The sequence below is a fragment of the Stenotrophomonas sp. GD03654 genome (genome assembly GCF_029845105.1).
Lineage (GTDB): Bacteria > Pseudomonadota > Gammaproteobacteria > Xanthomonadales > Xanthomonadaceae > Stenotrophomonas > Stenotrophomonas africana.
Map to the genome: position 1 here is coordinate 1 of NZ_JAOCLC010000031.1, position 26,333 is coordinate 26,333.

Here is a 26,333-nt window from a genome sequence, read left to right on the forward strand (position 1 = left end):
CACCCCGGCACCGGGCAGTTGCTCGCTTCCAGCACGCCCTGCAGCCGCTCGCGTTCACCACGCGCGGTACCGCGGTTCTCCGGCGCGGCAAAGCGCTCACGGCCGCGGGCATCGCGGAAGCGCTGCTGCCAACCACCGCAACGCTGCGCTTCGGGAAGCGCTTCGCAGTGGTCGCGCACCACTTCACAGCTGGCAGCATTCACCGGCGTCACTCCACCCAGGCCCTGTACCGTCATCAGCTCGCAGCGGCCGGGCGCGGCCTCGTACTCGTAGAGGTAGCCGCCGCCCTGGCTGTCGGTGCACTGGAAGATCGGAGGAAGCGGCGGCTTCGGCGGACCGTCGCCTGCGGCGGCGCGGGCCTCGGCATCGCGGCGCAGCGTCGCGCTGTCGAGGATCTGGTCGTCGCCTTCGTGTTCGACCATGCCTGCCTCCATGATCGTGCGTCCTTCGTCCGCGCGTCGTGGTTTCGCTGGGGCACTCGGGGTAACGGCCGGTCCGGCCGGCACCGGCGCGGGTGTTTCGACGGGGGCGGGTGCAGGGTCGGCGGTCACCGGTGCAGCGGCCGCCGGCTGCGTGTTGGCCGGGTCGGGTATGCGCAGCACCTGCTGCTTGCTGCCGGTGGGGCACGGCGTGCGCTGCAGGGTAGGGACGTCACTGCTGCTGGAGGTACAGCGGTAGATCACGCCCTCTTCGGCCAACGTGCTTGCGGGCAACAGCACCAGGAGCAGCCAGATCACTCGGTTCATGCGCACAGCGTACAGGCTGCGACGGCGTGCTGCGCTCAGCGTTCGCAATCGCGCGACAGACGCGCATCGATGCCGCGCTGTTCGTTGCTGATGGCGGTGCGTTCGCTCTGCAGTGCGCTGTTGTAGCGCCGGTCAAGTTCCCAGCGACGGTCGCGCAGGCGCGCGCAGACTTCCTGCGGCGGCAACGCATGGCAGCTGTCGCGGACCAGCACGCTGCCGGCCGGAACCTGCACGCCCATGCTGATCGAAGGGGGGCGATAACCTGCGCCTTCGCCGATCGGCGTGCCGATGGCCGGGCGTGGTCCAGGGTAGGCCGGGCCACGATGACCGTGTGGCAGCCAGACGCTGGTCCACAACGGTACCCAACGCGGATTGCCTTCGTTGTTGTCGCTGGTATAGCGCTGGCCGTCTTCGCTCACGCACTCGTACATCGGCTGCGGCGGCTGGATGTAGACGTGGCGGACTTCGCGCTCGCGGATGACCGGGGTTTCGCTGGGCGGCGGGGGCGTGGCATCACTGCGCACCACCCGTGGAGCGGGATCGCGCGGGCGCTGCAGGTCGCGCACCTGCTGGCGGCCGCTGTTGCAGGGCGTGTCCTGCAGGGCAACGGCCCCGTTGCTGGCAACGCAGCGGTACACCCGCACGTCGTCGGCGGCGGGCGCCGTCCACGGCAGCAGCAGGCACAGGCTGAGGGTGGCGCGCAGCAGGGTCATGGCGGCAGGGTGCGTGATTGTCCGCAGCAGCGCAATCGCCGGCTCAGGAACGCAGCACGTTGCCGCTGAGCGCGTCGCGGATCGGGGTGGGTTGGGCCAGGCCACCGGTCTGCCCATCGAGGATGCCATCGAGCAGGCGCAGCAGGCGCGGGTCCAGCTCTTCGCGACTGCGTGCCGGTGGTTCTCCGGCCAGGTTGGCGCTGGTGGAGACCAGCGGGCCGCCCCAGGCGCGGCAGAGTTCGGCCACCAGCGGGTGCGCGCTGATGCGCACCGCGATACCACTGTGTTCACCGGTGACCCAGGGCTGCGCGCGCGGGCCGGCGGGAAGGATCCAGGTGTTGGCGCCGGGCCAGCTGGCCAGCACGGCGCGTTGGCGGGCGTCGGGCAGCGCCTGCAGGCGCACCCAGCCTTCCAGCTGCGCCAGTTCGGCCGCGACCAGGATCATGCCTTTCTCGATCGGGCGCTGCTTCAGCCGCAGCACCATGTGCACTGCCGCTTCGTGCGAGGGATCACAGCCCAGGCCCCAGACCGCTTCGGTGGGGTAGGCGATCACGCCGCCCGCGCGGAGCGTGGCGACAGCAGAGTCCAAGGTGAGTTCTTTCATGGCGGCGACCGGCCCGGCGTGGGCCTCCATTATCTCCCTGCTGCGTGCAGAAGGGGTGGTGGGTGCGGATGGTAGGTGCGGACCGTTGGTCCGCACACCTTGCAACCTCACCCACGCATGGCGTGGAGCTACTTCGCGGCCTTCTTGACGGCCTTCTTGGCCGGTGCCTTCTTCGCGGCCGCCTTCTTCACCGCTTTCTTGGCCGGGGCCTTCTTGGCAGGCGCTTTCTTTGCAGCGGCCTTCTTCGGCGCGGCTTCCTTCTTCACCGCCGCCTTCTTGGCCGGTGCCTTCTTCGCAGCGGCCTTCTTGGCGCCGAAGCCCTTGCGCACAGGCTTGCCGGTTTCTTCCATCAGCTGCTGCACTTCGGCCAGGGTCAGCGATGCCGGTTCGCGATCCTTGGGGATCTTGCCGTTCATCTTGCCATCGCTGATGTACGGGCCGAAGCGGCCGTTCAGCACCTGGATGTCGCTGCCCTCGAACTCCTTGATGATCCGGTTGCGCGCGATCTCTTCCTTCTCTTCGATCAGGAACACGGCGCGGGCCAGGTCGATGGTGTACGGGTCGTCTTCCTTCTTCAGCGAGGCATAGGTGCTGCCACGCTTGGCGAACGGGCCGAAGCGACCAATGCCGACGCTGACCGGCTCGCCGTTGTCCTCGCCCAGCGCGCGCGGCATCAGGAACAGTTCCAGCGCGTCTTCCAGCGAGATGGTGTGCATCGACTGCCCAGGGCGCAGCGAAGCGAACTTGGGCTTCTCCTCGGCGTCCTCGGCGGTGCTGCCGATGGCCGCGTAGGGCCCGAAGCGGCCCAGCCGCACGCTGACCGGCTTGCCGGTCTTCGGGTCGGTGCCGAGCTCACGCGCGCCACTGGCCTCGGCACGGTCGACCGATTCCTTCTTGTCTTCCACCAGCTCCTTGAACGGCTCCCAGAAGCGGGCCATCAGCGGGATCCACTCTTCTTCGCCACGCGAGACGGCATCGAGCTCGTCTTCGAGCTTGGCGGTGAAGTCGTAGTCCACGTACCGGGTGAAGTGGCTGGACAGGAACTTGGACACCGCACGGCCGACGTCGGACGGGCGGAAGCTGCGGCCTTCCATTTCCACGTACTTGCGGAACAGCAGGGTCTGGATGATCGAGGCGTAGGTCGAGGGACGGCCGATGCCGTACTCTTCCAGCGCCTTCACCAGCGCCGCTTCGGTGTAGCGCGGCGGCGGCTGGGTGAAATGCTGTTCGGCCTGGATGCGTTCCAGCGGCACGCGGTCGCCGGGCTTCATCGCCGGCAGCTTGCGGCCTTCGTCCTCGTCCTCGGCGCTCTTGTTGTCCTTGCCTTCTTCGTACACGGCCAGGAAGCCGGGCACCACCACGGTAGTGCCGCTGGCACGGAACACGTGTTCGCTGCCGGCGGACAGGTCGACGCTGACGGTGTTGAGCGTGGCCGGAATCATCTGGCAGGCCACCGCGCGCTTCCAGATCAGCTCGTACAGCTTGCGCTCGTCATCGGTCAGGTAGCGCGCGACCTGCGCAGGTGTGCGCAGCGCCGAGGTCGGCCGCACCGCTTCGTGCGCTTCCTGGGCGTTCTTCGACTTGGTCTGGTAGGTGTTCGGCTGGTCCGGCAGCGAGGCGATGCCGTAGTCGCGGGCGATCACATCGCGGATCTCGGCCAGCGCGTCCTGCGACAGGTTCACAGAATCGGTACGCATGTACGAGATCAGGCCGACGGTGCCTTCGTCGCCGATGGCCACGCCTTCATACAGCTTCTGCGCCACCTGCATGGTCTTGCGGGTGGTGAAGCCGAGCTTGCGCGAGGCTTCCTGCTGCAGGGTGGAAGTGGTGAACGGCGGCGCCGGGCGGCGCTTGCGCTCCTTGCTGGCCACGTCGGTGACGTGCAGCGAACCCTGCGCGGCTTGCTGGATGCGCATGCGCGCCGCTTCAGCGGTGTCGCCATCGGTGATGGTGAACTGCTCGAACTTCTGCCCGTCCAGCTTGATCAGCTTGGCATTGAAGTGTTGCGACGGGTGCGCGCACTCGGCGGCGATCGACCAGTACTCGCGGGCGATGAAGGCTTCGATCTCTTCCTCGCGCTCGACGATCATGCGCAGCGCCGGGCTCTGCACGCGGCCGGCGGACAGGCCGCGCTGGACCTTGCGCCACAACACCGGCGACAGGTTGAAGCCGACCAGGTAGTCCAGCGCGCGGCGCGCCTGCTGGGCATCGACCAGGTCAGTGGCGATCGCGCGCGGCTGGCTGATCGCTTCCTTGATGGCGCGCGGGGTGATCTCGGTGAACACCACGCGCTGCATCGGCTTGTCCTTGACCAGCCCGCGTTCCTTCAGGATCTCGGCGATATGCCAGCTGATCGCTTCACCCTCGCGATCCGGGTCGGTCGCCAGCAGGATGTCGTCGGCGCCCTTGGCGGCCTTGGCGATCGCATCGACGTGTTTCTCGTTCTTGTCGATCACGTCGTAGTGCATGGCGAACCCGTTGTCCGGGTCGACCGCGCCTTCCTTCGGAATCAGGTCACGCACATGCCCATACGAGGCCAGGACCGTGTAGTCCTTGCCGAGGTATTTGTTGATCGTCTTGGCCTTGGCCGGCGATTCGACGATGAGCAGGTGCTTGGGCATGTCGGGAAGGTCTGTGGGCGAACCGGAGGAAGGGGCCGCTAGGGTGGAGCAAACGGCCGCATTAGTGAAGCGGCCACGGGCAAATCCATAAACTGAACGCCCGGTAATGTGCCGGGCGTTCAGTTTCACCTTATTAGAGGAATCACGCCCGGACAGCCCGTGTCAAGCAGCGAGGCGTGAGGATGGCCGTTCAGGAGGCCATCTTGGCGATGAAGCCGACTGCGAATACCAGCAGGGCCAGGCCCACAAGCGACAGCAGGCCGGTCAGCACCAGCACCAGCACGGTGACAGTCCCCAGCTCCCGGCGCTGCAGCTGCGGCTGGTCGGTGTAGGCCCAGCGGTCGACCACCAGGGTGTCGCAGATCATGTCGTGCAGGCCCTGCTTGCGCTCGGTGAACGCCGCCATCAGGAAGCCGATGCCGAGGGTGAAACTGCTCAGCAGCATGGCCCAGTAGCGACCAAATGCGCGCGCCTTGGTCAGGCGTTCGCCATTGCTGCGCACGACCTTGATGCCGACCGCCATCTTGCCCAGCGTGGCACCGCCCTTCGAGGCATGGAACCAGGTGTAGTACGCCATGCCGATGGCGAAGTTGATCAGCGCGCTGGACAGCTGGGCGACCACTTCGATGGCCGATTCGCCGCTGCCTATCGCGCCCATGCTGGCGCCGAGCACCACGCCGAGGATGGCGCCGATGATGCTGCCGGGGATGACCAGCACGAAGTAGTCGATCATGTAGGCGGCCACGCGCTTCCAGAAGCCCGCGTAGACCACTTCGCCACCCATCACCGGCTGGGCATGGCCAGCGGCACCGGCCGCTGCCGGGGCGCTGTAGGGCGAGCTGCTGAGCGCGCCGGTGCCCGGCAGGGGGGCGCTGCCGTTGTCGATGGCAGCATAGTCGCCACGCAGGTCGAAGCCGCCGCTGCTGGTGGCCGTGCTGGCGTCGGCCAGCGTCTGCAGTCCGAGTTCGTCGACCACCTGGCGCAGCGCAGCCCACTGCGCCATGCCTTCGCGCCAGACCAGGGTGTCCAGGTTCAGTTGGCCGCGCTGGAAGCGCTGGCGGATCTCCTGGACCGGTAGCGGGCCCTGGCGTTGCTGTCCTTCGGCGTAGTACCACTCAGTCATTGCATGTTCCCTGTTGGGTCGTCCTTGGAGGTGCCGGTGCGCGCGCGGTTCAGCCGCGGCACGACGGCGGCAGGTACTTGTCGTCGCTTTCGCCGCTGCATTCCCAGCGGCCGCTGTCGCGATCGTATTCCAGCCACAGCAGGTCGCCATCGGGTTTCTTGCCGGGTACGGCCAGGGTGGCCTCGATGCCGCAGTGGCCGTTGTTGAAGCGGCCGATGTTCACCGCCGACAGGCCGGCCTGGGTGAAGTCGCCCGGGGCCGGGAAGCCGGCGTCGTTGGCACCGGGGCACCGGCCTTCGTCATCGGCGAAGTGCTGCACCTGGTCCTTCAACGGCTGCAGCGCGGTCACGGCGCCGGCGACCTTGGCGCGCACGGTGTAGTCGTTGTAGGCAGGCAGCGCGATGGCGGCCAGGATGGCCACGATCGGTACCAGCACCAACAGCAGGCCGCCGCCGATGATGGCGGTCAGGGCACAGCCGGACAGCTTCTTCTTCGGGGGCGGCAGGGCGGTGGCCGATGCACTGGTGGTGTAGGGCGTGGATGGCGGCAGCACCGGTGGCTGCGGCGGAGGCGGTGCCACCGGTTCCGGTTCGGGCTCCACGGGGGGCGCGGAAGCGTCCAGCGCCGGCACGATCAGGCCGAGTTCGTCGACCACGGTGCGCAACGGCTGCCATTGCGGCAGTCCGTCGCGCCAGACCAGGGTGTCCAGGGAGATCTGGTTGTTGCGGAACAATTCGACCAACTGTTCCGCCGGCAGCGGACCCTGCTGCCGGTTGCCTTCTGCATGGAACCACTCGCTCACGGGGACGCTCCTGAATGCGCTATGCCCCCAAGTGTACGGTCAGTGCAGGGGTTCTGGCTCGTCCATGAACATCTGCGTCTCCATCCAGGCATACGCCGCCTCGGAGCCGGGCTGGTTGAACAGCACCATCAGGACGACCCACTTCAGATCGTCCAGGTCCAGTTCGTCCTGGTCCAGGGCCATCGCCCGGTCCAGCACCAGTTCACGCTGGTCGGCGTCGAGGATGCCGTGCTGTTCCAGGTACAGCAGGAAACCGCGGCATTCCACGTCCAGCTTGTCCAGCTCGGGGCCGTGGTAGACGCGCACGGGGCCATCGACCCGCGCCTGGGCCACGCTCGGCCGCTGCGCGGCCAGGGCATCGAGCCAGTCGAATGCCTTGTTGATCTCGGTTGGGCTGAAACCGGCCTGGATCAGGCCGTTCTGGAGCGAATCGCGGTCACGGATCAGGTCCGCATCTTCGCTGAAATAGTGTTCAAACAGGTACAGCAGTACATCCAGGATGCTCTCTTTCATTGCCCCTCGGCCTGCGTCGCGCGACGCTGTGGAGGTGAAGAAACTAGGGAGTTCGACAGTAGCGGCCGTGTACGCACACCACGATTCCCGCCAGTTCCATGGCCAGCAGCATGGAGGACACCTGGGGCGCCGTCAATCCACAGCGTGTGATCAGTGAATCCATACCGCTTGGGTTGTGGTCCAGGGCCCGCCACAAGCACTGGTAGTCAGGGTCGTCGGCCCAGCGCGCCGGCAGGAGTACCGGCGGTGCCTGTTCAGTGGGGGTGGCCAACCGTGATTGCAAGCCCGGCAGCTGCTGGCGAAGGGCGGGGGCCAGCAGTTCAAGGACCTCCTCCGGGCGCTCGACCAGTGCGGCACCCTCACGGATCAGCCGATGGCAGCCCGCCGCGCGTGGATTGAGTACCGAGCCGGGCAGGGCGCAGACCTCGCGGCCGGCCTCGGCAGCCAGGCGTGCGGTGATCAGGGCACCCGAGCGCTGGGCGGCCTCGACCACCACCGTCGCCAGCGCCAACCCGGCCACCAGCCGGTTGCGGGCGGGGAAGTGGCCGGGGCGTGCCGGCGTTCCGGGCAGGTACTCGCTGAGCACCGCGCCATCGGTGGCGATCCGGGCTTGCAGCCGTGCGTGGCCGTCCGGGTAGGCACGGTCCGGGCCGGTGCCGATGACCGCCACGGTGCAGCCACCGGCGTCCAGCGTGGCCTGATGCGCGGCCGCGTCGATGCCCGCCGCCAGGCCGCTGGTCACCGCCAGCCCGGCTTCGACGAAGCAGCCGGCAAACCGGGCTGCCAACGCGCGTCCGCCCGGTGTCGGCGAGCGGCTGCCGACCAGCGCCACCGACGGGCGCCAGGCCAGACTGGGGTCGCCGGCGATGAACAGCGCCAGGGGTGGGTTGGGGACATCCTGCAGGGGCGGAGGGAATGCCGGATCGGTAAAGGCCAGCAGGTGATGGTTGTCGTCTTCCAGCCAGCGCCGTGCCACCGCCCAGGCCCGGGCATCCGGGCGTTCCAGTGCGGCGCACTGCTCTGGCGTACAGCCGTGCGCGCGCCAGTTCGCGGCGCCCTGCGCGATGGCAATCTCCGCGCTCCCTGCGGCCTGCAGCAGGGCCCGCCGGGGCGCCAGCGCGCCGCCTGCCATCAACAGGCGCAGCAGCGCCTCGTCAGCTTGGTTGGTCATCCCCCCACTATCGGGCGCATACAACAAAGGCGCCCTAGGGCGCCTTCGCATGCGGCTGTCAGACTTTGCCGGAGATGCCTGCCGGCCAGCGGCCGGCACGACCTGCGGTGGTCGGGGCAGCCCGGCAACCGTTACTTCGCGTCCGGATGCAGTGCGTTGTAACCCACGCGCACCGGCTTCACGCCCTGCATCACCAGTGCGTAGCTGACGTTGTCGAAGGTACGGAACACCATCGCGTGCGCGGCGTACTCATCCGGCAGCGCAACCCGGCCCACGTTGCCGCTGAGGGCATCGTCCATGCGCGACGAGGTCGGGTACTTCATGCGGTCCGTCACATGACGGCCCGGCCGCCACAGCGAGAACACGGTGCCGTTGTCCACGCCCTGGGTGCGCCCTGCCGAGATCGCGATCACGTCGCGCGGGCCACCGGCAGTGAACATGTCGGTCACCGCCAGCACGCGCACGTCGACGCCCTCGACGCTGGCCGCCGGTACATGCGGCACGAACTGCAGGTCGTACGGACGGGCCTCGACCGGCACCAGGCGGTCGCCGGCACGCACTTCACGGCCGCCCAGGTCCTTGTCCAGCGCCAGCGTGGAGGCCTCGACCTTGCCGCCAGCGACCCGGGTGATGGTGCCTGTTGCGACCTGGGCCAGCTCGTAGCCGAGCACGCCGCGGCGCGCGTTGGGCGCGTTGTAGGCTTTCCAGAGGTTGCCACTGCCCGGCGTGACATCGCCGTTGGCGGTCAGGTCTTCGGTTGGCTTGGGCTGGGCATAGCGCACGGTCGGGCGCACCACGGCCCAGCGCTGGCCCAGCTGGGCATCGGCCAGGCGCACATAGGCGGTGTTGCCGCCGGTAACGCGCAGGCGTTCCTCTTCCAGGCCGACAACGGCGGGCAGCTGCTCGATGCTGTCGACCACGCTCAGCTGCTTCAGGAACGGCTCGACCTGGGCCAGCGGAATGGCGTCGATCGGGGCCTCCTGGCGCGGGCCGGGCTGGGCCGCCACGGTGACCCGGTCCAGATAAGCCAGGCTGAGCACGTCACCGGGATAGATCAGGTGCGGATTGGCGATCTGCGGATTGGCCTGCCAGATCTCCGGCCACAGCCACGGCTTCTGCAGGAAACGTGCGGCGATATCCCACAAGGTATCCCCTTTTCGGACCACATAGGTGTCCGGGTGCCCGCCATTCACTTCCACGGCGGTAGCATAGGCAGCCACGGTCAGCATCGCCGCGGCGACGACCGTACGAAAACGAAGCAACATAGGTGTGAAGCCCTGATTCCCCAACAGGTCCGCGCACTATAGTCCAGAAACCGGGGCGCAAGGCAAGCGTTGGAGCTAGAATCTGCGACGTATGCCGGCGTGCCGGCCCCCTATCCGGAAACAGCCATGGCCCTTCTCCCCATTCTCGAGTTCCCCGATCCGCGCCTGCGTACCAAGGCTGCGTTGATCGAAGCTGCCGAAGTCACCACGCCGGCCTTCCAGGAACTGATCGACAACATGTTCCTGACCATGTACGACGCCCCGGGCATCGGCCTGGCCGCCACCCAGGTGGATGTGCACAAGCGCTTCATGGTCATCGACGTCAGCGAAGAAAAGAATGAACCGCATGTGTTCATCAACCCGGAAATCGTCGCCAGGGACGGGGGCCGGGTGTACCAGGAAGGCTGCCTGTCGGTTCCGGGCATCTTCGCCGACGTGACCCGTGCCGATACCATCACCGTGAAGTACCTGGACCGCAATGGCCAGGAACAGCAGCTGGAAGCCGGCGAAGTGCTGGCCACCTGCATCCAGCACGAGATGGATCACCTGGACGGCAAGCTGTTCATCGACTATCTGTCGCCGCTCAAGCGCGAGATGGTGCGCAAGAAGCTGGCCAAGCAGCGCAAGCACGTGGCGTGATCGCCAATCCGGGCCGCCCTTCGGGTGGCCCGCGCCTGCGCGGCACGCGCGGGCTGTACGGCGCCGGCCGACGGCGCCGTTTTCTTTCCTGCACGAATCCATCCTGCAAGTGGGGTAGCCATGAGGATTGTCTTTGCCGGTACGCCGGAATTCGCGGTGTCATCGCTGCGCGCGGCTGCGCGCCATCATGAGGTCGTGGCCGTCTACACCCAGCCTGATCGTCCGGCCGGGCGTGGCCGTGGCCTGGCGCCGTCGCCGGTCAAGCTCGAAGCCGTGGCCCGTGGCATTCCGGTCTACCAGCCCGAGTCGCTGAAGGACGAGGCGGCCCAGCAGCAGCTTCGCGACCTGCAGCCGGACCTGATGGTGGTGGTGGCCTACGGCCTGATCCTGCCCAAGGCGGTGCTGGCCATTCCGACCCACGGCTGCTGGAACGTGCACGCCTCGCTGCTGCCGCGCTGGCGCGGTGCCGCGCCGATCCAGCGTGCGATCCAGGCCGGTGACGCAAAGACCGGTGTGTGCCTGATGCAGATGGAGGCCGGCCTGGATACCGGCCCGGTGCTGCTGCACCAGGAGCTGCCGATCGCCGCCACCGATACCGGTGGCCAGCTGCACGACAAGCTGGCGGAACTGGGCGCGCAGGTGCTGTCCGATGGTCTGGGCCTGCTGCGGGCCGGCATCAAGCCGATCGCGCGGCCGCAGCCGGAACAGGGCGTGACCTACGCGCACAAGCTGGACAAGGCCGAAGCGAAGCTGGACTGGGCGCAGGACGCGGGCGCGCTGGCGCGCACCGTGCGCGCGTTCAATCCGTGGCCGATCGCCGAGGCGACGCTGGCCGGCGAACGCGTGCGCATCCATGGCGCGGTGGCGCTGGAGGCGGACCACGGCCAGGCACCGGGTACGGTGCTGGCCGCCAGCCGTGATGGCATCGACATCGCCTGTGGCCAAGGCGCATTGCGCCTGCGCGTGCTGCAGCGTGAAGGCGGCAAGGCGATCACCGCCGCCGATTACCTCAACGCTCGCCGCGACCTGCGCGTGGGAGCGTAAGCGGTGTCGAAGCAGAACGATTTCTCCGTCGCCAAGGCGGCACCGGGCGCGGCCACACGCATGCTGGCCGCACGTGTACTGGCACAGGTGTTCACCCGTGGCCGTTCGTTGAAGGCTGAACTGGCCTGGGCGCTGCCGAAGCTGGCCGACAGCCGCGACCGCGCGCTGCTGGAAGCCCTGTGTTTTGCCGTCCTGCGCCGTCGCAGCACCTACGACGCCGCGTTGCAGTCGTGGATGCAGAAGCCGTTGTCGGCGCGTGACGCCGACCTGCGCACGCTGCTGATGGTCGGCTTCGCGCAGCTGGACGTGCTGGAGCTGCCGGCGCATGCGGCGTTGTCGGCCACGGTCGATGCGGCGCGCGCGCTGGGTCGTGAGCGCCAGGCAGGCCTGGTCAACGCGATCCTGCGCCGTGCGCAGCGCGAAGGTTTCCCCGAGCAGCCCGCACGCGACGCCTTCCCGGAATGGCTGGCCGATGCGATTGAGCGCGATTGGCCGGCGCAGGCCGAGGCGATCTTCAATGCCAGCCTTCAGCCGGCACCGTTGTGGCTGCGTGCGAACCGCCAGCACGGTGGCCGCGACAAGGCACTGGCCGCGCTGGCCGAGGCGGGTATTGCCGCCGAAGCCAGTGCGCTCTGCGCCGATGCGTTGCGCCTGGCGGCTCCCGTTGCCGTGAACCAGCTGCCCGGCTTTGCCGACGGTGCGCTGTCGGTGCAGGACCTCTCGGCGCAATGCGCGGCCGATGCGCTGGCACCGGCGGCCGGTGCACGCGTGCTGGATGCCTGTGCGGCGCCTGGCGGCAAGTCGGCGCACCTGCTTGAGCGTGACCCCAGCCTGCGCTTGCTGGCGCTGGATATCGACGCGCGACGGCTGGCCCGTGCACGCGACACCTACACGCGTACCGGGGTGGGGGAGCATGCACAGACGCTGGTTGCTGATGCCAGTGACCCCGGGTCATGGTGGGATGGCGTGCCGTTCGACGCGATCCTGCTGGATGCACCTTGTTCAGCCACCGGTGTGATCCGTCGTCAGCCGGATGTGATGTTCCACCGCCGTGCCGAAGACATCGATGCGCTGGTCGGTGTGCAGGCGCGCCTGCTGGAAGCCTGCTGGTCGATGCTGCGCCCAGGCGGCGTGCTGCTGTATGCGACCTGCTCGATCCTGCGTGCCGAGAACATCGATCAGGTGCGCGCGTTCCTGAAGTGGCATCCGGACGCCGTGGCGCAGCCGTTGGGCGACGCATTCGGCGTGGATTGCGAAGGTGTGGCACGCCAGCGACTGCCGGGCGACAACGATGCTGACGGTTTCTTCTATGCGCGTCTGATAAAAGCAGCCTGACCTCTGCTGCCGTTTCGAGTCCCATGCTGAAAACCCACGCGTCGCGCCAGACGTGGTTGTTCGTGGTGATGGCCCTGCTGGTGCTGGGGGCCGGTCTGGGCCTCCGTGATCCATGGCCTTCGGACGAGCCGCGTTTCGCGCTGGTGGCCAAGCAGATGGTCGACAGCGGTTACTGGTTGTTCCCGCATCGCGGCACCGAGCTGTATTCGGACAAGCCGCCGATGCTGATGTGGTGGCAGGCCACGCTGTACGGCGTGATCGGCCACTGGCGGGTGGCCTTCCTGCTGCCGTCGCTGCTGGCGGCGCTGGGTACGCTGTGGTGCGTGGTCGATCTCGGCCGCCGGTTGTGGACGCGGCAGGTAGGGCTGTACGCGGGATGGGCGCTGCTGTTCGCGTTGCAGTTCACTTTCCAGGCGAAGAAGGCGCAGATCGACCCGCTGCTGGTGTTGTTCATCACCCTGGCCAACTATGGCCTGCTGCGCCACCTGCTGCTTGGGCCAGCCTGGCGCTGGTGGTGGCTGGGTTGGTTCTTCGCCGGAATCGGGGTGATCACCAAGGGTGTGGGCATGCTCGCCCTGCTGATGATCGTGCCGGCGGCCATCGCCTCGGCCCTGCACTGGCCGCGTGTGTCCCTGCATGCGCGCGATGGGCGTTTCTGGCTGGCGCCACTGGCGTTCCTGCTGGCGGTATCGTTGTGGCTGGTACCGATGCTGCTGGCCGGACTGGGCACCGGCTCGGACGAGTACCGTGCCTACATCAGCGACATCCTGTTCCGGCAGACGGCGCGCCGCTATACGCATTCCTGGGATCATCACCAGCCGTGGTGGTACTTCTTCGGCGTAATGCCGTCGATGTGGATCCCGGCGTTCCTGGCCTTGCCGTGGGCTATTCCAGCTTGGCGCAGGCGCCTGCGCCGACGTGACCCACGCTACCTGCTGCCGCTGGCCTGGTGTGTGCTGCTCGTGCTGTTCTTCTCCATTCCCGATGGCAAGCGCGACGTCTACATCCTGCCAGCGTTGCCGATGTTCTGCCTGGCACTTGCGCCCCTGTTGCCTGGATTGATGAAGCGGCGCGACGTGCAGGGCCTGCTGTGGGGTTTCACCGCGGTGCTGGCGTCGGCCCTGACCCTGGTCGGGGCGCTTGCGCTGCTGGGTGATCCGCACTTCGAAGTGAATCTCACCCGTGGTCGTGGGTTGCCACCTGGCGCGACCGACGCGCTGGCCTGGGCGATCCTGGCGATGGGACTCTGGGGTGGGCTGGGCCTGATGGTGGCAGGACGCTGTCGCAGCCACCTGGCGTTGGTCTCGACCCTGACCGCAGCCTGGGTGTTGTACGGCCTGGTCGGCTACCCGCTGCTGAATGATTCAAGCTCCGCGCGTGGATTGATGCGCGACGTCGGCGCACGCCTCGCGTCGGATGCGGAGCTGGGGCTGGTGGCCTGGAAGGAGCAGAACCTGCTGATGGCCGACAGGCCGGCGGCCACGTTTGGATTCGAGAACCGCTGGCATGAGCAGCTGCAGGCGGCCGTGCGCTGGCAGCGGCTGGACCCCGGACGACGTTGGCTGCTGGTGAACGACGATGCCATGCAGGGCTGCATTGATCGTTCACGGGCGGAGATGGCAGGCATTTCCAACCGGCGGCGCTGGTGGCTGGTTCCTGCGGCGGTCGTAAGGGGCACCTGCGCGCCCACGGTGGCGGAACTGGAACGTGAGTACCTGCTGCAGGGGCCACCGGATGAGGACTGAACGAATGAGCGACGAACATGACGGCGCTGCGACAATCGAAGGCTCGCTCTGCCCTAGAATGAGCGCCGCTCCCGGCACCGTGCCGGTCTCCCGCCACCGACCCGCCGACCGCACCACGTGATCCCGCTTTCTCCGTCTACTTCCCGCACGTCGGGCTTCCTGGCCGGCGCCTATACGGTGGCGCTGGGGGCATTGCCGACGCTGTTGATGCTCACCATGGAAGGCGGCAGCGCAGGCTTCTATCTGGTGATCCTGTTGTCGCTGATCCTGCTGCTGATGCCCTCGGCATCGCCGGCCCTGCTGCCGGGCGCCGTTCGTCGCTATGCGTGGATGGGCATCGGCATGGGCGTGATGCTGGTGGGTGTTCTGGTCAGCCTGGGTGTGCATGGCATCTGGAAAGGGTCGGAGGTCGAAAAAGCGGCGCGCCTGCTGTCGATGCTGTTGATCCTGTTCGCGGCGCTGCGGGTGCCACGCAGGATCCTTGGGCGCGCCCTGTTGGGAACCCTGCCCGCAGTGTGGTCGGCAGCGGTGATCATTGGCTGGCTGGCGCTGGAAACCGGCGCGCGGCCTGCCACCCAGCAGTTCAACGCGGTGACCTACGGTGACCTGACCCTGTTGTTTGGTGTGTTGAGCCTGGTGTCACTGGGTCTGCCGGTGACCCGCTTTACCCGCATCGAGGCGACGCTGAAGCTGCTGACCGGCATCCTGGGCCTGGTTGCCTTCCTGTGGACGCAGACCCGCGGTGGCCTGCTGGCGATTCCCTGTTTCCTGCTGATCGGCCTGCTGGTGATGGGGCGTCGGCTTGGCCGCATGAAGATCCTGCTGGGCCTGGTACTTGCAGCGGGCGTAGGCATTGTCGCCACCCATGATGGCGCGCTGCGCGACCGCATCGATGCCGGCGTGAACGAGTATGGTGATTGCAGTGCGGACCACCTGGCCGATACGTCGGTCTGCATCCGCCTGCAGTTGTGGAGCGCGGCGGGCCACATGATCCGTGAGCAACCAGTGTTCGGTGTCGGCGGCGGCAACCGCTTCCGTCAGGAACTGGAACGGCTTGCCGAACAGGGCAAGGTCTCGACGATGGTCGCGCGTGATTTCGGCGAGACCCACAACGACCTGCTGTACTTCCTGGCCACCTACGGTGTGCTGGGCGGGCTGGGGCTGGTGCTGGTGTACCTGGCGCCCGCGCTGGTGTTCCTGCCACGCCTGTGGCGTGGCGACGAGCGATCGCGGTTGCATGCCGCTGCAGGGTTGAGCATCTGCGTGGCCTTCGCCGTCTTCGGCGTTACCGAAATGATGCTGCGTGACATGCGCACCGCGTCGTTCTATGCCGCCTGGGTCGCGCTGCTGCTGGCGCTGTCCGAGCCTCGCCGCCCCGATCAGCGCGAGCCTAGCGCCGCTTCGTAGCTGGCCAGGGTCGCATCGGCGAAGGTCTGCAGGCCGAACGCGGCTTCTGCATGGCGACGGGCGGCCATGCCCATTGCCGCCAGGGCCTGGCGCTGTTCGTACATCGCCTGCAACTGCGCCGCGATGGCGGCCACGTCACGGGTGGGTACGACCCAGCCGTCGACGCCCTGCTGGATGTTCTCCGGAAGACCGGCATAGTCGCTGACCAGCATCGGCCTGGCGCTGGCCATCATTTCGCGGCAGGCGAAGGAGATCGTTTCGATGTCGTTGGACAGCACGAAGCCGACGTCGCCGGCGGCGATCAGCGGGCGCGTATCGGCCAGCAGGCCGGTGAAGTGCACCTGCGCTGCGACCTCGCCGAGCGCCTGCACCTGTCCGCGCTGCTGTGCGTTGGGCAGGTGGCCGGCCACCGCCATGTGCACGTGTGGGCGGATGGCATCGGGCAGCAGGGCGATGGCCTGCGCCAGGTCGATCCAGCCCTTGTAGTCGTCAGTGCCGGCATTGCTGACCAGCACCAGGTCATCCGGATCCTGGGTCCATTGCTGCCGCATTGCCTGCCCCGCGTCGGCGGCCATCGGTGCAAAACGGGCCAGGTCGACGCCGTTGCGGACCACGTCGATCGGACAGCGGCGGTATGGGCCCTGCTCCAGCAGCCGCCCGGTATGGGCCGATACCGCGATCACGCGATCGGTGGCCCAGCGCGCACGGAAGGCATTGCCCAGGGTGTTGGTCGGCTTGCTGTTGTGCTTGGTGAGGATGATCGGCGGCCGGCGCATGCCGAGCAGGCTCTGCATCACGAAGCGGTGATCGCGTGCGCCGTTGACGTGGACCAGGTCGATGCCCTCGTCCCGCACCAGGCGGCGCAACGCGCGCTGTTCGGCCAGCTGCTGCGGCAAGGTCGGCAGGCCACTGCCGAAGGCCATCGGCAGGGCGGTCGCGATGCCCTCTTCGGCAACGGTGCGCAGCAGGCGGCTGTCGGCGGGGGCAGCGACATGGAGCGTGTGCTGGCCATGCAGGGCCCGCGCCAGGGATACGATGTACGTGGTGTGGCCGCCACCGTCGCCGTAGTGGAAGTTGGTGTACAGGATTTTCATGGGGGATCTTCGGGCAACGCGTGGTCAGTGTGACACAGCCGGCTCAGGACCGTTCCGCAGGTGCGACCGGGTCGGCCACTGCCTGGCCGTTGCCCAGCATCCACAGCATGATGGTCTTCTGCCGCACGTAGTTGGCGCGCACATAGGCGTAGACCAGGCCGTGCCAGCCATCGCGGAAGCCGCCGCGGAACAGGAAGCCGCGCCAGAACCGCCAGGCCGGGGCCAGCACCAGCTTGCCCAGCGTGGCCCGCTTGCCGCGCGCGAACTCGTGCTCGGCCATCATCCGCGCGTACTTCTCGGTCTTGGCCAGCTGCTGCTGCAATGACCGGTACGGGTAATGGATCAGGTCGCCGCGGAGGGTGCCCACACTGCCGTCGACACTGGCCGCCTCGTGGATCTCGCGCTTGCCGCGCCAGCCGCCCTGGCGGCGGTCGAACAGGCGCATTACCCGGTCCGGGTAGGCATTGCCGTGGCGCAGGAACTTGCCGAAATACTCCGACAGGCGGGCGAAGCGGAAGCCAGCGTGGCCGCTGAAGCCGCCGTCACGGGCCTGTTCGATGGCCGTGCGCAGCTCCGGGCTGATGCGCTCGTCGGCATCCAGGCACAGCACCCAATCGTGGCTGGCCTGCTCGACGCAGAATGCCTTCTGGCTGCGGAAACCCTCGAACGCGCGCTGGAGCACCCGGGCGCCGGCGGCCTCGGCGATGGCCACCGTGGCATCGGTGGAATACGAGTCCACCACCACGATCTCATCGCAGAAGGCCAGCGAGGCCAGGCAGTCGCCGATGCGCCCAGCCTCGTTGAACGCGATAATGCACGCCGAGATGCGAGGCCGTTCGATGGGAGCGGTCGTGGAGGACATGATGGCCGGGTACCTGTTGTTTGCGACGGAGCGCTATGCGCTGCCTATTCTCGCCCCGTTGGCGCAGGCCTTGCACGCCTCCGGGCAGGACGTCGCTGCCTGGTTCGAGGATGGCGCGGCCGGCAGCAGCCTGCCGGGGGTGCCCAACGTCGGCCTGAAGCAGGCCCTGGCGATGCGCCCGCGGGCCGTGTTCAGCGCCGCCAACTGGGTGCCGACCTTCCTGTCCGGGGCCAAGGTGCAGCTGTTCCATGGCTTCAATGTGGAGAAGCGGGACAGTGCGCGCGGCCACTTCCGGGTGCGTGGCATGTTCGACCTGTACTGCACGCAGGGGCCGGCCACGACCGCACCATTCCGCGAGATCGCTGCCCTGCAGGGCCATTTCGCGGTGGCCGAGACCGGCTGGCCGAAGCTGGACCCGCTGTTCCGCGACGATGGTGGCGAGAGCGCCGCGCTGCGAGCGGCGGCAGGTGGGCGTCCGGTGATCCTGTTTGGCTCGACCTTCACCGAGCGGCTCAGCGCCGCTCCGCACCTGCATGCGCAGATCGCCGCCGATATCGCCGCAGGTGGCCACTACTGGCTGCTGACCCTGCACCCCAAGTGCCCGCCCGAACTGTTCGAGCGCTACCGCGCGCTGGCCGGTGCCAATGCCCGTTTCATCGAGCCGGAACAGGTCATGGCCGCGCAGCGTGCCGCCGACGTGCTGGTCTCGGATACCTCATCGATCGTCTCGGAGTTCATCGTCCAGCACAAGCCGGTGGTGACCTTTCGCAACCGCGTGCCGAAGGCGCACATGATCGACTTCGACGACCCGGCGCAGCTGCCGGCGATGCTGCAGCGCGCGTTGCATCCGGACGCCGCGCTGCAGGCGGAGATCGTGCGCTATGCCGATGCCATCCATCCGTATCGCGATGGCCGTTCCAGCGAGCGCGTGATCACGGCCACCGAGGATTTCCTGTCCGGTGAAATGGGCGCGCTGCGGCGCAAGCCGTTCGGCAGCTGGGTGCGCGATCTGCAGATCCGCAAGGACCTGGGCTACTGGGGGCCGTCGCAGCGGTGACGTAGGTCCTGTAGAGCCGAGCCCATGCTCGGCTCTACGGTAGATCCACGCCATGCGTGGATGGCGGTTCAATGATCGGCCGCGCTACCAGCGCAGCTTGCGCCGTGCCAGCGCTGCGGCCAGCTGCTCCATCACCTGCTGGGCCTGTGCCTGCGGCAGATGGTGCAGGGTCAGTGCCACATCGCCATGCGCGCCGGCGGTATCCAGCTGCAGGCTGCTGGTGCCGAGCAGCTTGTCCAGCGGTGAGCGCTGCAGGCGCAGGCCCTGCACCTTGTCCAGCTCGGCCCAGCGCCACCAACGCTTCCACCAGCCGCCGCGCACCGCCACGTAGTGGTCGTCCAGGTACCAGCCCATGCGTGCCATCTGCCGGTGCGCGACCAGCAACGCTACCGGCAACCAGGCCAATACCACCAACCCCCACGTTTCCCAGCGCCAGTACGCGGCTGCCGCCAACAGCGGTACCACCACCAGTGCGCCCAGGCACAGCCGCCACCAGCCGCGCTGCGGAATGGACTGCCACTGCGCCGGTGGCCATTGCAACTGTGGCAGCAGGTGCCGCACCAGCTGCTCGCAACGCGTACTTGACGCCAGGGGTGCCAGTTCGCGCAGGGCACGGTCCTCATCGCGCGAGGGCCCGCCAGCGGCACTGTCGATGCGGAGCTGGCGCAGCCCGAACCAGCGCTGCAAAGTACCTTCGCGCAACGTCCAGGCCTGGATGCGGCGGCGCGCCACGCTGCTGCGGGTGCGGCTGAGCAGACCGGCCGACACGGTCAGGCGACGATCCTGCTCGCTGAGGGTGAAGCCGTGGTAGCGCAGCAGGGTCAGCACCACCGACAGTATGCGTAGTGCCAGCCAGCCCAGCAGCAGTGCGGCAGCCAGCAGCAGGAAGGCGCCGGCCATGCCGGGGTGCAGATGGCTGGCGTAGCCGAAGGCCTCGCGGCCACCACGCTCGATGGCATCGTCCATCACCGGCCGTGGCACGGTCTGGAACAGCACGCCGAATGCGGCCACCGCCAGCGCCCAACCGCGGTTGGAGAGCAGGCCCATGCGCACCACATCCCAACCGGACAGGCGCAGCAGCACGTGTTCGCGGTCGGCGTTGGCAATGGGCGGCGCATCAACGGCGTCGGCGGCCTGTGGCGCCTGCCCGCGCTGGCGCACCAGCCGCTCCAGCGCCAGCGCCTGGTCCAGCTTCAGCACGCGCATCTCGGCTTCCGGACGCACGCCGCCGGCCGATTCCAGGCGCAGCTCGGCGACGCCGAACAGGCGGTGCAGCGGGTTCTGCCGTACTTCCACGTTGTGGATGCGGGCGAACGGGATCTCGCGGCGGTTGCGTGCCAGCAGGCCACTGCGCACGGTGATCGCATCGCTGCCGATGCGGTAGCGGTAGCTGAGGTACTGCAGCACCGATACCAGCACCAGTGCTGCGATCGCCGACAGCGGGATCAGCTGCGCCCACATCGGGTCGCGGTCGCCGCGCTGGCCGAACACCAGCAGCGCAACCAGTGGCAGGAAGTAGTGGCGCAGCTGCATCAGCAGCACGAACAGCCATGACCAGGGGTGCAGGCGGTGATCCTCGCCACCGGCGGGCAGCGATGCGGGCAGGGGCGGCGGCAGGCTCACAGGGCGTCGGCGTCCTGATCGAGCTGATGAGACAGGGTGTCGCGCAGGCGCTCGGCATCTGCCTCGTCCAGGCCACTCACGGTCACCGCGCTCATGCGGGTACCGGCGGTGTGCACGATCAGTGTGGCCAGGCCAGCGCGGCGCTCCAGCGGCCCCCGGCGCAGGTCCAGGTGCTGCACTCGCGAAATCGGAATGCGCGTTTCCAGTTGCCACATCAGGTCGCGGCGCAGGCCCAGGCCCTGTGCGTCCAGCCGCCAGCGGGTGCGGGTCAGGCGCCGGCGGCCCAGCCACGCACCGAAAACGATGCCGATCAGCAGCCCAAGGGCGGCAGTCCACAGGCCGCCGGGCAGATCGAAGAACCATGCGGCCGCGGCCAGTGGCAGCCCCGGCACGAACAGACCACCGAAAGCGCCTTCCAGTGCAGCGAGACGGGCGGCGCGTTGCGGCAGCGGCTGCCAGGCATCGGTGGGCGGGGAGGTCAGGGAAACGTCGGTCACGCGGGCTCCGTCAGGCGGCAGGGCAGGCGATGGCGGCCGTGACCGCACCGCGCAGACGGTAGCAGGTCGGCTGCGCTACTGGGCAGCCTGGATCAGCGCGTCCACATCCAGCATGTGGCCTGCGCGATCAGCCTTGGTGCGCAGGTAGTGTTCGTTCTCGGCGGTGATCTCGCCGGTGACCGGAATGCAGTCCAGCACTTCGATGCCGGCGTTGCGCAGCCGCTGTGCCTTGGTCGGGTTGTTGCTGAGCAGGGCCACGCGCGAAATGCCCAGGCCATGCAGCATCGCCACCGCGCTGCCGTAGCGGCGCTCGTCGGCGCCGAAGCCCAGCTGTGCGTCGGCGTCGATGGTGTCCAGGCCGTCATGCTGGTAGCCATAGGCGCGCATCTTTGCGGCAATGCCGGTGCCGCGGCCTTCCTGGTCCAGGTACAGCAGCACGCCGCCACCCAGCTCCTTCAGCTTGCGCAGGCCACGCCGCAGCTGGTCGCCGCAGTCGCACTTGAGCGAGCCGAACAGGTCACCGGTCAGGCACGAGGAGTGCACGCGCACCGGCACCACGGCCGACAGGTCCGGCTCACCGACGATGATCGCCACCTGGTCGCGCTGGGCCACGCCACCGCGGAACACCGCGAAGGTGGTCATGCCGACATCGCGCAGCGGTACCGGCGAACGTGCCACCAGTTCGTAATCGTGGGCCGCATGGGCCGCGCCTTCGGCGAGGTCGCACAGGGCCACTTCGGCAGCACCGTCGAAGGTGCGGTCATCGGCGTCCAGGCGCACCGCCACCATGGCCGGCAGCAACAGGCCGAGGCGGGCCAGTTCCACGGCGCCGGCATCGAAGGCGTCACCGGCGCTCCAGCCGTCCGGCATCGGGCCGGGTTCGCGCAGGTAGCCCAGCGAGGGCAGGGCATCGAAGGCAACGCCGGCCAGCGGCAGGCGCGCGCCCTCAGGTGCCTCCACGCCGAGTACCCGGGCGCGGGTGGCGGTCAGGAACAGGTAGTGGCGTTCGCACGCGGCGCTGGCGAAGGCGGCGAAGCTGCTGGCGGTGGCGCTGTCCAGCGCGATTACCGCCAGGCGCTGGCCCTGGCCATCGTGGAGCAGGACCGGGCGACCGGCGCGCAGTTCGGCAACCGCGCGTTCGCAGCGGATCGCGGCCGGATCGCCGAACAGGGAAGAAGCAGCAGGCATGGCAGGACCGGGGGAGGCGGACATCGCAGTCTCTATGGGGGCGCCGGCGTCGTATTCAACGTGCTGCGGCCGCCGGTCGCAGGGACCCGGCGGGCGTCAGTGCGGGTGTTCCTCAGTCGCGTACGGGTCTTCCTCGCCGCTGCCCGGTGGCCGCAGCGTATAGCGCTTGTAGGTCCACTGGTACTGCGCCGGATCTCGGCGGGCGATGCGCTCGATGCCGGCATTGAGGGCGGTGGCGGCTACCTGCGGGTCCGGGTCGGCCACGGCCGGGTCGGTCGGCTCGATGTGCAGGGCGAATTCCATGTCCGGCCCGATGCGCTCGCACCAGCCATACAGCACGGTGGCGCCGGTGCGCTCGGCCAGGCGGTTGACCAGGGTCATGGTCAGCGCCTGCACGCCGAAGAACGGCACGAACACGCCGTCGCCGGCCTTGGGCTGCTGGTCGGGCAGGATGCCGGTGGCACCGCCGTCCTTGAGCACCTTGAACAGCTGGCGCACGGCCGGACCTTCGGCGCGCACCTGCTGCACGTTCTGGCCGCCCCGCACCAGCTGCAGGAAGGCATCGCTGGCCTCGTCCTCCGGCGGTTTGTAGACGATGGCGATCTGCCCGCGCGAGGCCAGCCACTGGTTCAGCAGCTCCCAGTTGCCGAAGTGCGGCGCGGCCACGATCACGCCCTTGCCGCTGGCCAGGGCTGCGTCGTACAGGGCCTCGCCATGGCGCTGCTTCAGATGCAGGCGCAGGTTGTCGGCCGGCCTCTGGCTCCACAGGCGCAGGGTCTCGATGGCCTGCAACGCGGTGGAGCGCAGCAGATCGCGGTGCAGGCGATCGCGTGCAGCGCCGTCCAGCTCCGGGTAGGCCAGTTCCAGGTTGCGCCGGGTGACGCGGCTCTCACGGGCGTTGAGATTGATCCACGCCCACGCGAGGGCGCGCGCGAACCCCCGCAGCAGTGGCCAGGGCAGGCGAGCGAACAGGGTGGTGGCGCGATAGACCAGCCGGGCTTTGCGTTGCGGATTCATCGGCGCCAGTTTAGCCAAGGGCGCTGCTATCGTGGCCGGCCCTGTTCATTGGAAGCCCACGATGCTCGTCCTGATCCAGCGTGTCAGCCAGGCCGCCGTCCATGTCGATGACGAGGCGGTGGGGCAGATCGGCCCGGGCCTGCTGGCGCTGGTGGGCATGGAGCCGGGCGATACCGAGGCCCAGCTGCACCGCATGGCCGAGCGCCTGCTGGGCTACCGGGTGTTCGCCGACGAGGCCGGAAAAATGAACCGGTCGCTGCGCGACACCGGCGGTGGGCTGCTGCTGGTCAGCCAGTTCACTCTGGCGGCCGACACCCGATCGGGCATGCGGCCCAGCTTCACCAGCGCCGCGCCGCCGGACGAGGCTGAACGCGGGTTCAATCGCTTTGTCGAGATCTGTCGTGAAAATCACGCGCCAGGGGTGGAAACGGGTCGATTTGGTGCCCATATGGTCGTCAGCCTGGTCAATGACGGTCCCGTGACCTTCCTTCTCAGGCCCTAGGCCGCCGGGACCACCGCCCGGCAGGCCGGGCCCCGGGCTGGTATAATGCTACGTTCCCTATTTCTCCCTAGCCGGTGGCGCGAGCACTACATGGCCAACGAACGTCCTGCCCAATCCGAAATCAAGCAACTGATCAGCAAGGGCCTGGAACAGGGCTACCTGACCTACGCCGAAGTCAATGACCATCTGCCGGACGACATGGTCGACCCGGAACAGATCGAAGACATCATCGGCATGATCAACGGCATGGGCATTGATGTCCATGAAGTTGCGCCGGATGTGGAAACCCTGCTTCTCAACGACGGCAACACCGGTAACCGCGAAGTCGATGACACCGCGGCCGAAGAAGCCGCCGCCGCGCTGAGCGCGCTCGACACCGAAGGTGGCCGTACCACCGACCCGGTGCGCATGTACATGCGCGAAATGGGCACCGTCGAGCTGCTGACCCGCGAAGGCGAAATCGCCATCGCCAAGCGCATCGAGGAAGGCCTTTCGCAGGTCCAGGCTGCATTGGGCCAGTTCCCGGTCTCGGTCGAGTCGCTGCTGACCGACTACGAAGCCCACAAGGAAGGCAAGAAGCGCCTGGCCGAAGTGATCGTCGGCTTCAACGACCTGGCCGACGAAGTGCCTGCGCCCGCCGCTGTCGTTTCCGATGATGGCGATGATGCCGACGCCGAAGCCGACGAGGACGAGGACGATGATGTCGAGGGTGGCGAGGAAGAAGCCGCACCGACCGGTCCGGACCCGGAGGAAGTCGCTGCGCGCATGCAGGCGCTGAGCGATGCCTTCAATGCCTTCAAGAAGGCGGCGACCAAGGGCGACAAGAAGAACCTGCCGCGCCTGCGCGAAGAGATGTCGGCGGTGTTCGTCACCCTGAAGCTGCCGCTGCCGCTGACCGATGTGCTGACCAAGCAACTGCGCGACACCATGGCGTCGATCAAGGCCCATGAGCGCCGCGTGCTGAACCTGGCCACCGTCACTGCCCGCATGCCGCGCAAGGACTTCATCCGCTCCTGGGAAGGCAACCAGACCAATCTGGAGTGGGTGGAAGACGCGCTGAAGCGCAAGCAGAAGTGGTCTTCGGCCCTGCGCGAAGTGAAGGACCAGATCATCGCCGAACAGCAGGCGACGATCGACATCGAGAAGCTGACCCAGCTGGACCTGGAAGAGCTGAAGGAAATCAGCCGTGCCATGGCCTACGGTGAAGCCAAGGCGCGCAAGGCCAAGAAGGAAATGGTCGAGGCCAACCTGCGCCTGGTGATCTCGATCGCCAAGAAGTACACCAACCGCGGCCTGCAGTTCCTCGACCTGATCCAGGAAGGCAACATCGGCCTGATGAAGGCCGTGGACAAGTTCGAGTACCGCCGTGGTTACAAGTTCTCGACCTATGCCACCTGGTGGATCCGCCAGGCGATCACCCGCTCGATTGCCGACCAGGCACGCACCATCCGTATTCCGGTGCACATGATCGAGACGATCAACAAGTTGAACCGCATTTCCCGCCAGATGCTCCAGCAGTACGGCCGCGAGGCTACGCCGGAGGAGCTGGCCAAGGAAATGGACATGCCGGAAGACAAGATCCGCAAGGTGATGAAGATCGCCAAGGAGCCGATCTCGATGGAAACCCCGATCGGCGACGACGAGGATTCCCATCTGGGCGACTTCATCGAGGACACCAACGTGGAGTCCCCGATCGAGAACACCACCAACATCAACTTGTCTGAAACCGTGCGCGACGTGCTGGCCGGCCTCACCCCGAGGGAAGCCAAGGTGCTGCGCATGCGCTTCGGCATCGACATGAACACCGACCACACGCTGGAAGAGGTCGGCAAGCAGTTCGACGTGACCCGCGAGCGCATCCGCCAGATCGAAGCGAAGGCCCTGCGCAAGCTGCGTCACCCGAGCCGCTCGGAGCAGCTGCGCAGCTTCCTGGATATCGATTGACGGGTATCCGCTGCATATGAAGCATCCGACAGACCCCGCGGAAGCGGGGTCTGTTTTTTTTTGCCTGCGGTCTCGTCCGCGTTGCACGCGACGGGATAGGATGCGTGTCCTGTTTTCGCACTGGTCAATGGAATGCCGATGAAACTGCCGATCTTGCTGCTCTCGCTGTCACCGCTGGTTGCCTGGGCGGATATTCCACAACCACCGGCATGCAATGCCGAGAGTTTCTTCAGCAGCCAGTTCGACTATGCCGTGGGTCGCGTGGTCGACGCCGGGCAGGTGCTGCTGCTGGGCGAGGCAGAAGGCTGCCTGGACGAGGAACGGGAGGGGTGCCGCAGTGGCGAGGAGATGGAACCGGGGACCGGCCTGGTGATCGGCGACAGCTGGAACAACTACTACTGCGTGAAAGCACGTTCGCCGAGCAAGGAAGTGGTGGGCTGGGCGCCGGAGTCGCGCGTGATGAAAACGAGCAACTACTACGAGACCAGCTTGACCAGCTGGGTCGCCCATTGGGAACGCAGTGACGGAAATGCCATCGACATCGCGGCCAAGGGGGACGCATTCGAGCTGAGCACGCAGGAGGGCGGCGAGGGGGCGGCACCGCGGGTCCTGGGCCGCGCTGCACCGGAGGAGGACGAAGACGTACTGCATCTGCGCCAGGGTGACTGCACTACACGCGTACTGCTGCGCGGCGCCGACCTGGTGGTGGCTGACAACGGACAGTGTGGCGAGCACGAGCGCCGCCTGCGCGGTGAGTACCACAACCGTGCGCCGTTGGATCGGTTGATGCAGCGCCTGGGGCAGTAGTGGCGCGCAGTGGA

24 protein-coding genes are annotated in these 26,333 nt (G+C 67.7%); 9 read left to right on the top strand and 15 right to left on the bottom strand.

All coding sequences use genetic code 11. The features are described 5' to 3' along the window. From N5J73_RS12675 to N5J73_RS12715, 9 genes are all read right to left on the bottom strand, one after another. On the bottom strand, positions 1 to 746 hold a 746-nt coding region (locus tag N5J73_RS12675; protein WP_049449026.1), incomplete at its 3' end, for a hypothetical protein. 35 nt (positions 747 to 781) lie between these two features. Then, positions 782 to 1,459: a DUF4124 domain-containing protein gene (locus N5J73_RS12680; RefSeq protein WP_049449029.1), complete on the bottom strand. Its 678-nt coding sequence runs from the start codon at positions 1,457 to 1,459 to the stop codon at positions 782 to 784. Positions 1,460 to 1,502: 43 nt separating this feature from the next. After that, the gene (locus N5J73_RS12685; RefSeq protein WP_080354943.1) at positions 1,503 to 2,093 is read right to left on the bottom strand and encodes a Sua5/YciO/YrdC/YwlC family protein; all 591 of its coding nucleotides are present in this window, start codon (positions 2,091 to 2,093) and stop codon (positions 1,503 to 1,505) included. 98 nt (positions 2,094 to 2,191) lie between these two features. Next, entirely contained in the window at positions 2,192 to 4,684 is a 2,493-nt protein-coding gene (locus tag N5J73_RS12690; RefSeq protein ID WP_049449034.1) for a DNA topoisomerase I, read from the bottom strand. Positions 4,685 to 4,874: 190 nt separating this feature from the next. Continuing rightward, positions 4,875 to 5,807, bottom strand: coding sequence for an RDD family protein (locus N5J73_RS12695; protein ID WP_049449036.1), 933 nt, complete (start codon positions 5,805 to 5,807; stop codon positions 4,875 to 4,877). 49 nt (positions 5,808 to 5,856) lie between these two features. Beyond that, complete coding sequence (locus N5J73_RS12700) at positions 5,857 to 6,609, bottom strand: pilin (RefSeq protein ID WP_049449038.1); 753 nt, start codon at positions 6,607 to 6,609, stop codon at positions 5,857 to 5,859. Positions 6,610 to 6,648: 39 nt separating this feature from the next. Next, positions 6,649 to 7,122: a DUF494 family protein gene (locus N5J73_RS12705; RefSeq protein ID WP_005411195.1), complete on the bottom strand. Its 474-nt coding sequence runs from the start codon at positions 7,120 to 7,122 to the stop codon at positions 6,649 to 6,651. Positions 7,123 to 7,165: 43 nt separating this feature from the next. Next, positions 7,166 to 8,293 carry a DNA-processing protein DprA gene (dprA, locus tag N5J73_RS12710; protein WP_049449040.1) on the bottom strand — a complete coding sequence of 376 codons (1,128 nt, stop codon included), beginning with the start codon at positions 8,291 to 8,293 and terminating at the stop codon, positions 7,166 to 7,168. Between the two features lie 131 nt (positions 8,294 to 8,424). Beyond that, positions 8,425 to 9,558 carry a LysM peptidoglycan-binding domain-containing protein gene (locus tag N5J73_RS12715; RefSeq protein ID WP_049449042.1) on the bottom strand — a complete coding sequence of 378 codons (1,134 nt, stop codon included), beginning with the start codon at positions 9,556 to 9,558 and terminating at the stop codon, positions 8,425 to 8,427. A gap of 126 nt (positions 9,559 to 9,684) precedes the next feature. Here N5J73_RS12715 and def point away from each other — a divergent pair, with 126 nt between their 5' ends. The 5 genes from def to N5J73_RS12740 all read left to right on the top strand — a co-directional run bounded on the left by def (position 9,685) and on the right by N5J73_RS12740 (position 15,728). Next, a complete protein-coding gene (def, locus tag N5J73_RS12720) occupies positions 9,685 to 10,197 on the top strand; it encodes a peptide deformylase (protein ID WP_049449044.1) in 513 nt (170 codons plus the stop codon). A 120-nt stretch (positions 10,198 to 10,317) separates the two neighbouring features. Next, complete coding sequence (gene fmt / locus N5J73_RS12725) at positions 10,318 to 11,241, top strand: methionyl-tRNA formyltransferase (RefSeq protein ID WP_049451463.1); 924 nt, start codon at positions 10,318 to 10,320, stop codon at positions 11,239 to 11,241. A gap of 3 nt (positions 11,242 to 11,244) precedes the next feature. Continuing rightward, positions 11,245 to 12,576 carry a 16S rRNA (cytosine(967)-C(5))-methyltransferase RsmB gene (rsmB, locus tag N5J73_RS12730; protein WP_049449047.1) on the top strand — a complete coding sequence of 444 codons (1,332 nt, stop codon included), beginning with the start codon at positions 11,245 to 11,247 and terminating at the stop codon, positions 12,574 to 12,576. A 23-nt stretch (positions 12,577 to 12,599) separates the two neighbouring features. Next, a complete protein-coding gene (locus N5J73_RS12735; RefSeq protein WP_049449049.1) occupies positions 12,600 to 14,321 on the top strand; it encodes a glycosyltransferase family 39 protein in 1,722 nt (573 codons plus the stop codon). A gap of 117 nt (positions 14,322 to 14,438) precedes the next feature. Then, complete coding sequence (locus N5J73_RS12740; protein WP_049449051.1) at positions 14,439 to 15,728, top strand: O-antigen ligase family protein; 1,290 nt, start codon at positions 14,439 to 14,441, stop codon at positions 15,726 to 15,728. Here N5J73_RS12740 and N5J73_RS12745 read toward each other — a convergent pair. Beyond that, a complete protein-coding gene (locus N5J73_RS12745) occupies positions 15,701 to 16,822 on the bottom strand; it encodes a glycosyltransferase family 4 protein (RefSeq protein ID WP_049449053.1) in 1,122 nt (373 codons plus the stop codon). The genes N5J73_RS12740 and N5J73_RS12745 overlap by 28 nt on opposite strands. A gap of 43 nt (positions 16,823 to 16,865) precedes the next feature. After that, a complete protein-coding gene (locus N5J73_RS12750; RefSeq protein ID WP_049449054.1) occupies positions 16,866 to 17,684 on the bottom strand; it encodes a glycosyltransferase family 2 protein in 819 nt (272 codons plus the stop codon). Here N5J73_RS12750 and N5J73_RS12755 point away from each other — a divergent pair. Then, on the top strand, positions 17,683 to 18,741 hold the full coding sequence (locus N5J73_RS12755) for a CDP-glycerol glycerophosphotransferase family protein (protein ID WP_049449114.1): 1,059 nt from the start codon (positions 17,683 to 17,685) through the stop codon (positions 18,739 to 18,741). The two genes, N5J73_RS12750 and N5J73_RS12755, sit on opposite strands and share 2 nt — an antisense overlap. 84 nt (positions 18,742 to 18,825) lie before the next feature. On the opposite strand, the gene N5J73_RS12760 is transcribed toward N5J73_RS12755, so the two are convergent. The 4 genes from N5J73_RS12760 to N5J73_RS12775 all read right to left on the bottom strand — a co-directional run bounded on the left by N5J73_RS12760 (position 18,826) and on the right by N5J73_RS12775 (position 23,066). Beyond that, positions 18,826 to 20,364, bottom strand: coding sequence for a PH domain-containing protein (locus tag N5J73_RS12760; protein WP_049449055.1), 1,539 nt, complete (start codon positions 20,362 to 20,364; stop codon positions 18,826 to 18,828). After that, positions 20,361 to 20,861 carry a PH domain-containing protein gene (locus N5J73_RS12765; protein WP_049449056.1) on the bottom strand — a complete coding sequence of 167 codons (501 nt, stop codon included), beginning with the start codon at positions 20,859 to 20,861 and terminating at the stop codon, positions 20,361 to 20,363. The genes N5J73_RS12760 and N5J73_RS12765 overlap by 4 nt, the downstream gene beginning before the upstream one ends. A 75-nt stretch (positions 20,862 to 20,936) precedes the next feature. After that, entirely contained in the window at positions 20,937 to 22,073 is a 1,137-nt protein-coding gene (gene ribA / locus N5J73_RS12770; protein ID WP_049449058.1) for a GTP cyclohydrolase II RibA, read from the bottom strand. Positions 22,074 to 22,145: 72 nt separating this feature from the next. After that, positions 22,146 to 23,066 (bottom strand): lauroyl acyltransferase, encoded by a 921-nt coding sequence (locus N5J73_RS12775; protein ID WP_049449060.1) that lies wholly within the window; start codon positions 23,064 to 23,066, stop codon positions 22,146 to 22,148. A gap of 61 nt (positions 23,067 to 23,127) precedes the next feature. Here N5J73_RS12775 and dtd point away from each other — a divergent pair, with 61 nt between their 5' ends. The 3 genes from dtd (at position 23,128) to N5J73_RS12790 (ending at position 26,319) form a co-directional block, all read left to right on the top strand. Continuing rightward, entirely contained in the window at positions 23,128 to 23,568 is a 441-nt protein-coding gene (dtd, locus tag N5J73_RS12780) for a D-aminoacyl-tRNA deacylase (RefSeq protein WP_049449062.1), read from the top strand. A 90-nt stretch (positions 23,569 to 23,658) separates the two neighbouring features. Further along, a complete protein-coding gene (gene rpoD, locus N5J73_RS12785; protein ID WP_049449065.1) occupies positions 23,659 to 25,512 on the top strand; it encodes an RNA polymerase sigma factor RpoD in 1,854 nt (617 codons plus the stop codon). 138 nt (positions 25,513 to 25,650) lie between these two features. Then, complete coding sequence (locus N5J73_RS12790; protein ID WP_099589675.1) at positions 25,651 to 26,319, top strand: hypothetical protein; 669 nt, start codon at positions 25,651 to 25,653, stop codon at positions 26,317 to 26,319. The last annotated feature ends 14 nt before the right edge of the window (positions 26,320 to 26,333 follow it).

Coding starts and splice junctions, on each gene's coding strand:
- N5J73_RS12685 (WP_080354943.1), bottom strand. CDS start 2,093: ATGGAGGCCCACGCCGGGCCGGTCGCCGCCATGAAAGAACTCACCTTG.
- ribA (WP_049449058.1), bottom strand. CDS start 22,073: ATGTCCGCCTCCCCCGGTCCTGCCATGCCTGCTGCTTCTTCCCTGTTC.
- N5J73_RS12745 (WP_049449053.1), bottom strand. CDS start 16,822: ATGAAAATCCTGTACACCAACTTCCACTACGGCGACGGTGGCGGCCAC.
- fmt (WP_049451463.1), top strand. CDS start 10,318: ATGAGGATTGTCTTTGCCGGTACGCCGGAATTCGCGGTGTCATCGCTG.
- def (WP_049449044.1), top strand. CDS start 9,685: ATGGCCCTTCTCCCCATTCTCGAGTTCCCCGATCCGCGCCTGCGTACC.
- N5J73_RS12775 (WP_049449060.1), bottom strand. CDS start 23,066: ATGAATCCGCAACGCAAAGCCCGGCTGGTCTATCGCGCCACCACCCTG.
- dtd (WP_049449062.1), top strand. CDS start 23,128: ATGCTCGTCCTGATCCAGCGTGTCAGCCAGGCCGCCGTCCATGTCGAT.
- N5J73_RS12755 (WP_049449114.1), top strand. CDS start 17,683: ATGATGGCCGGGTACCTGTTGTTTGCGACGGAGCGCTATGCGCTGCCT.
- N5J73_RS12690 (WP_049449034.1), bottom strand. CDS start 4,684: ATGCCCAAGCACCTGCTCATCGTCGAATCGCCGGCCAAGGCCAAGACG.
- rpoD (WP_049449065.1), top strand. CDS start 23,659: ATGGCCAACGAACGTCCTGCCCAATCCGAAATCAAGCAACTGATCAGC.
- N5J73_RS12750 (WP_049449054.1), bottom strand. CDS start 17,684: ATGTCCTCCACGACCGCTCCCATCGAACGGCCTCGCATCTCGGCGTGC.
- N5J73_RS12705 (WP_005411195.1), bottom strand. CDS start 7,122: ATGAAAGAGAGCATCCTGGATGTACTGCTGTACCTGTTTGAACACTAT.
- N5J73_RS12680 (WP_049449029.1), bottom strand. CDS start 1,459: ATGACCCTGCTGCGCGCCACCCTCAGCCTGTGCCTGCTGCTGCCGTGG.
- dprA (WP_049449040.1), bottom strand. CDS start 8,293: ATGACCAACCAAGCTGACGAGGCGCTGCTGCGCCTGTTGATGGCAGGC.
- N5J73_RS12695 (WP_049449036.1), bottom strand. CDS start 5,807: ATGACTGAGTGGTACTACGCCGAAGGACAGCAACGCCAGGGCCCGCTA.
- N5J73_RS12790 (WP_099589675.1), top strand. CDS start 25,651: ATGAAACTGCCGATCTTGCTGCTCTCGCTGTCACCGCTGGTTGCCTGG.
- N5J73_RS12715 (WP_049449042.1), bottom strand. CDS start 9,558: ATGTTGCTTCGTTTTCGTACGGTCGTCGCCGCGGCGATGCTGACCGTG.
- N5J73_RS12735 (WP_049449049.1), top strand. CDS start 12,600: ATGCTGAAAACCCACGCGTCGCGCCAGACGTGGTTGTTCGTGGTGATG.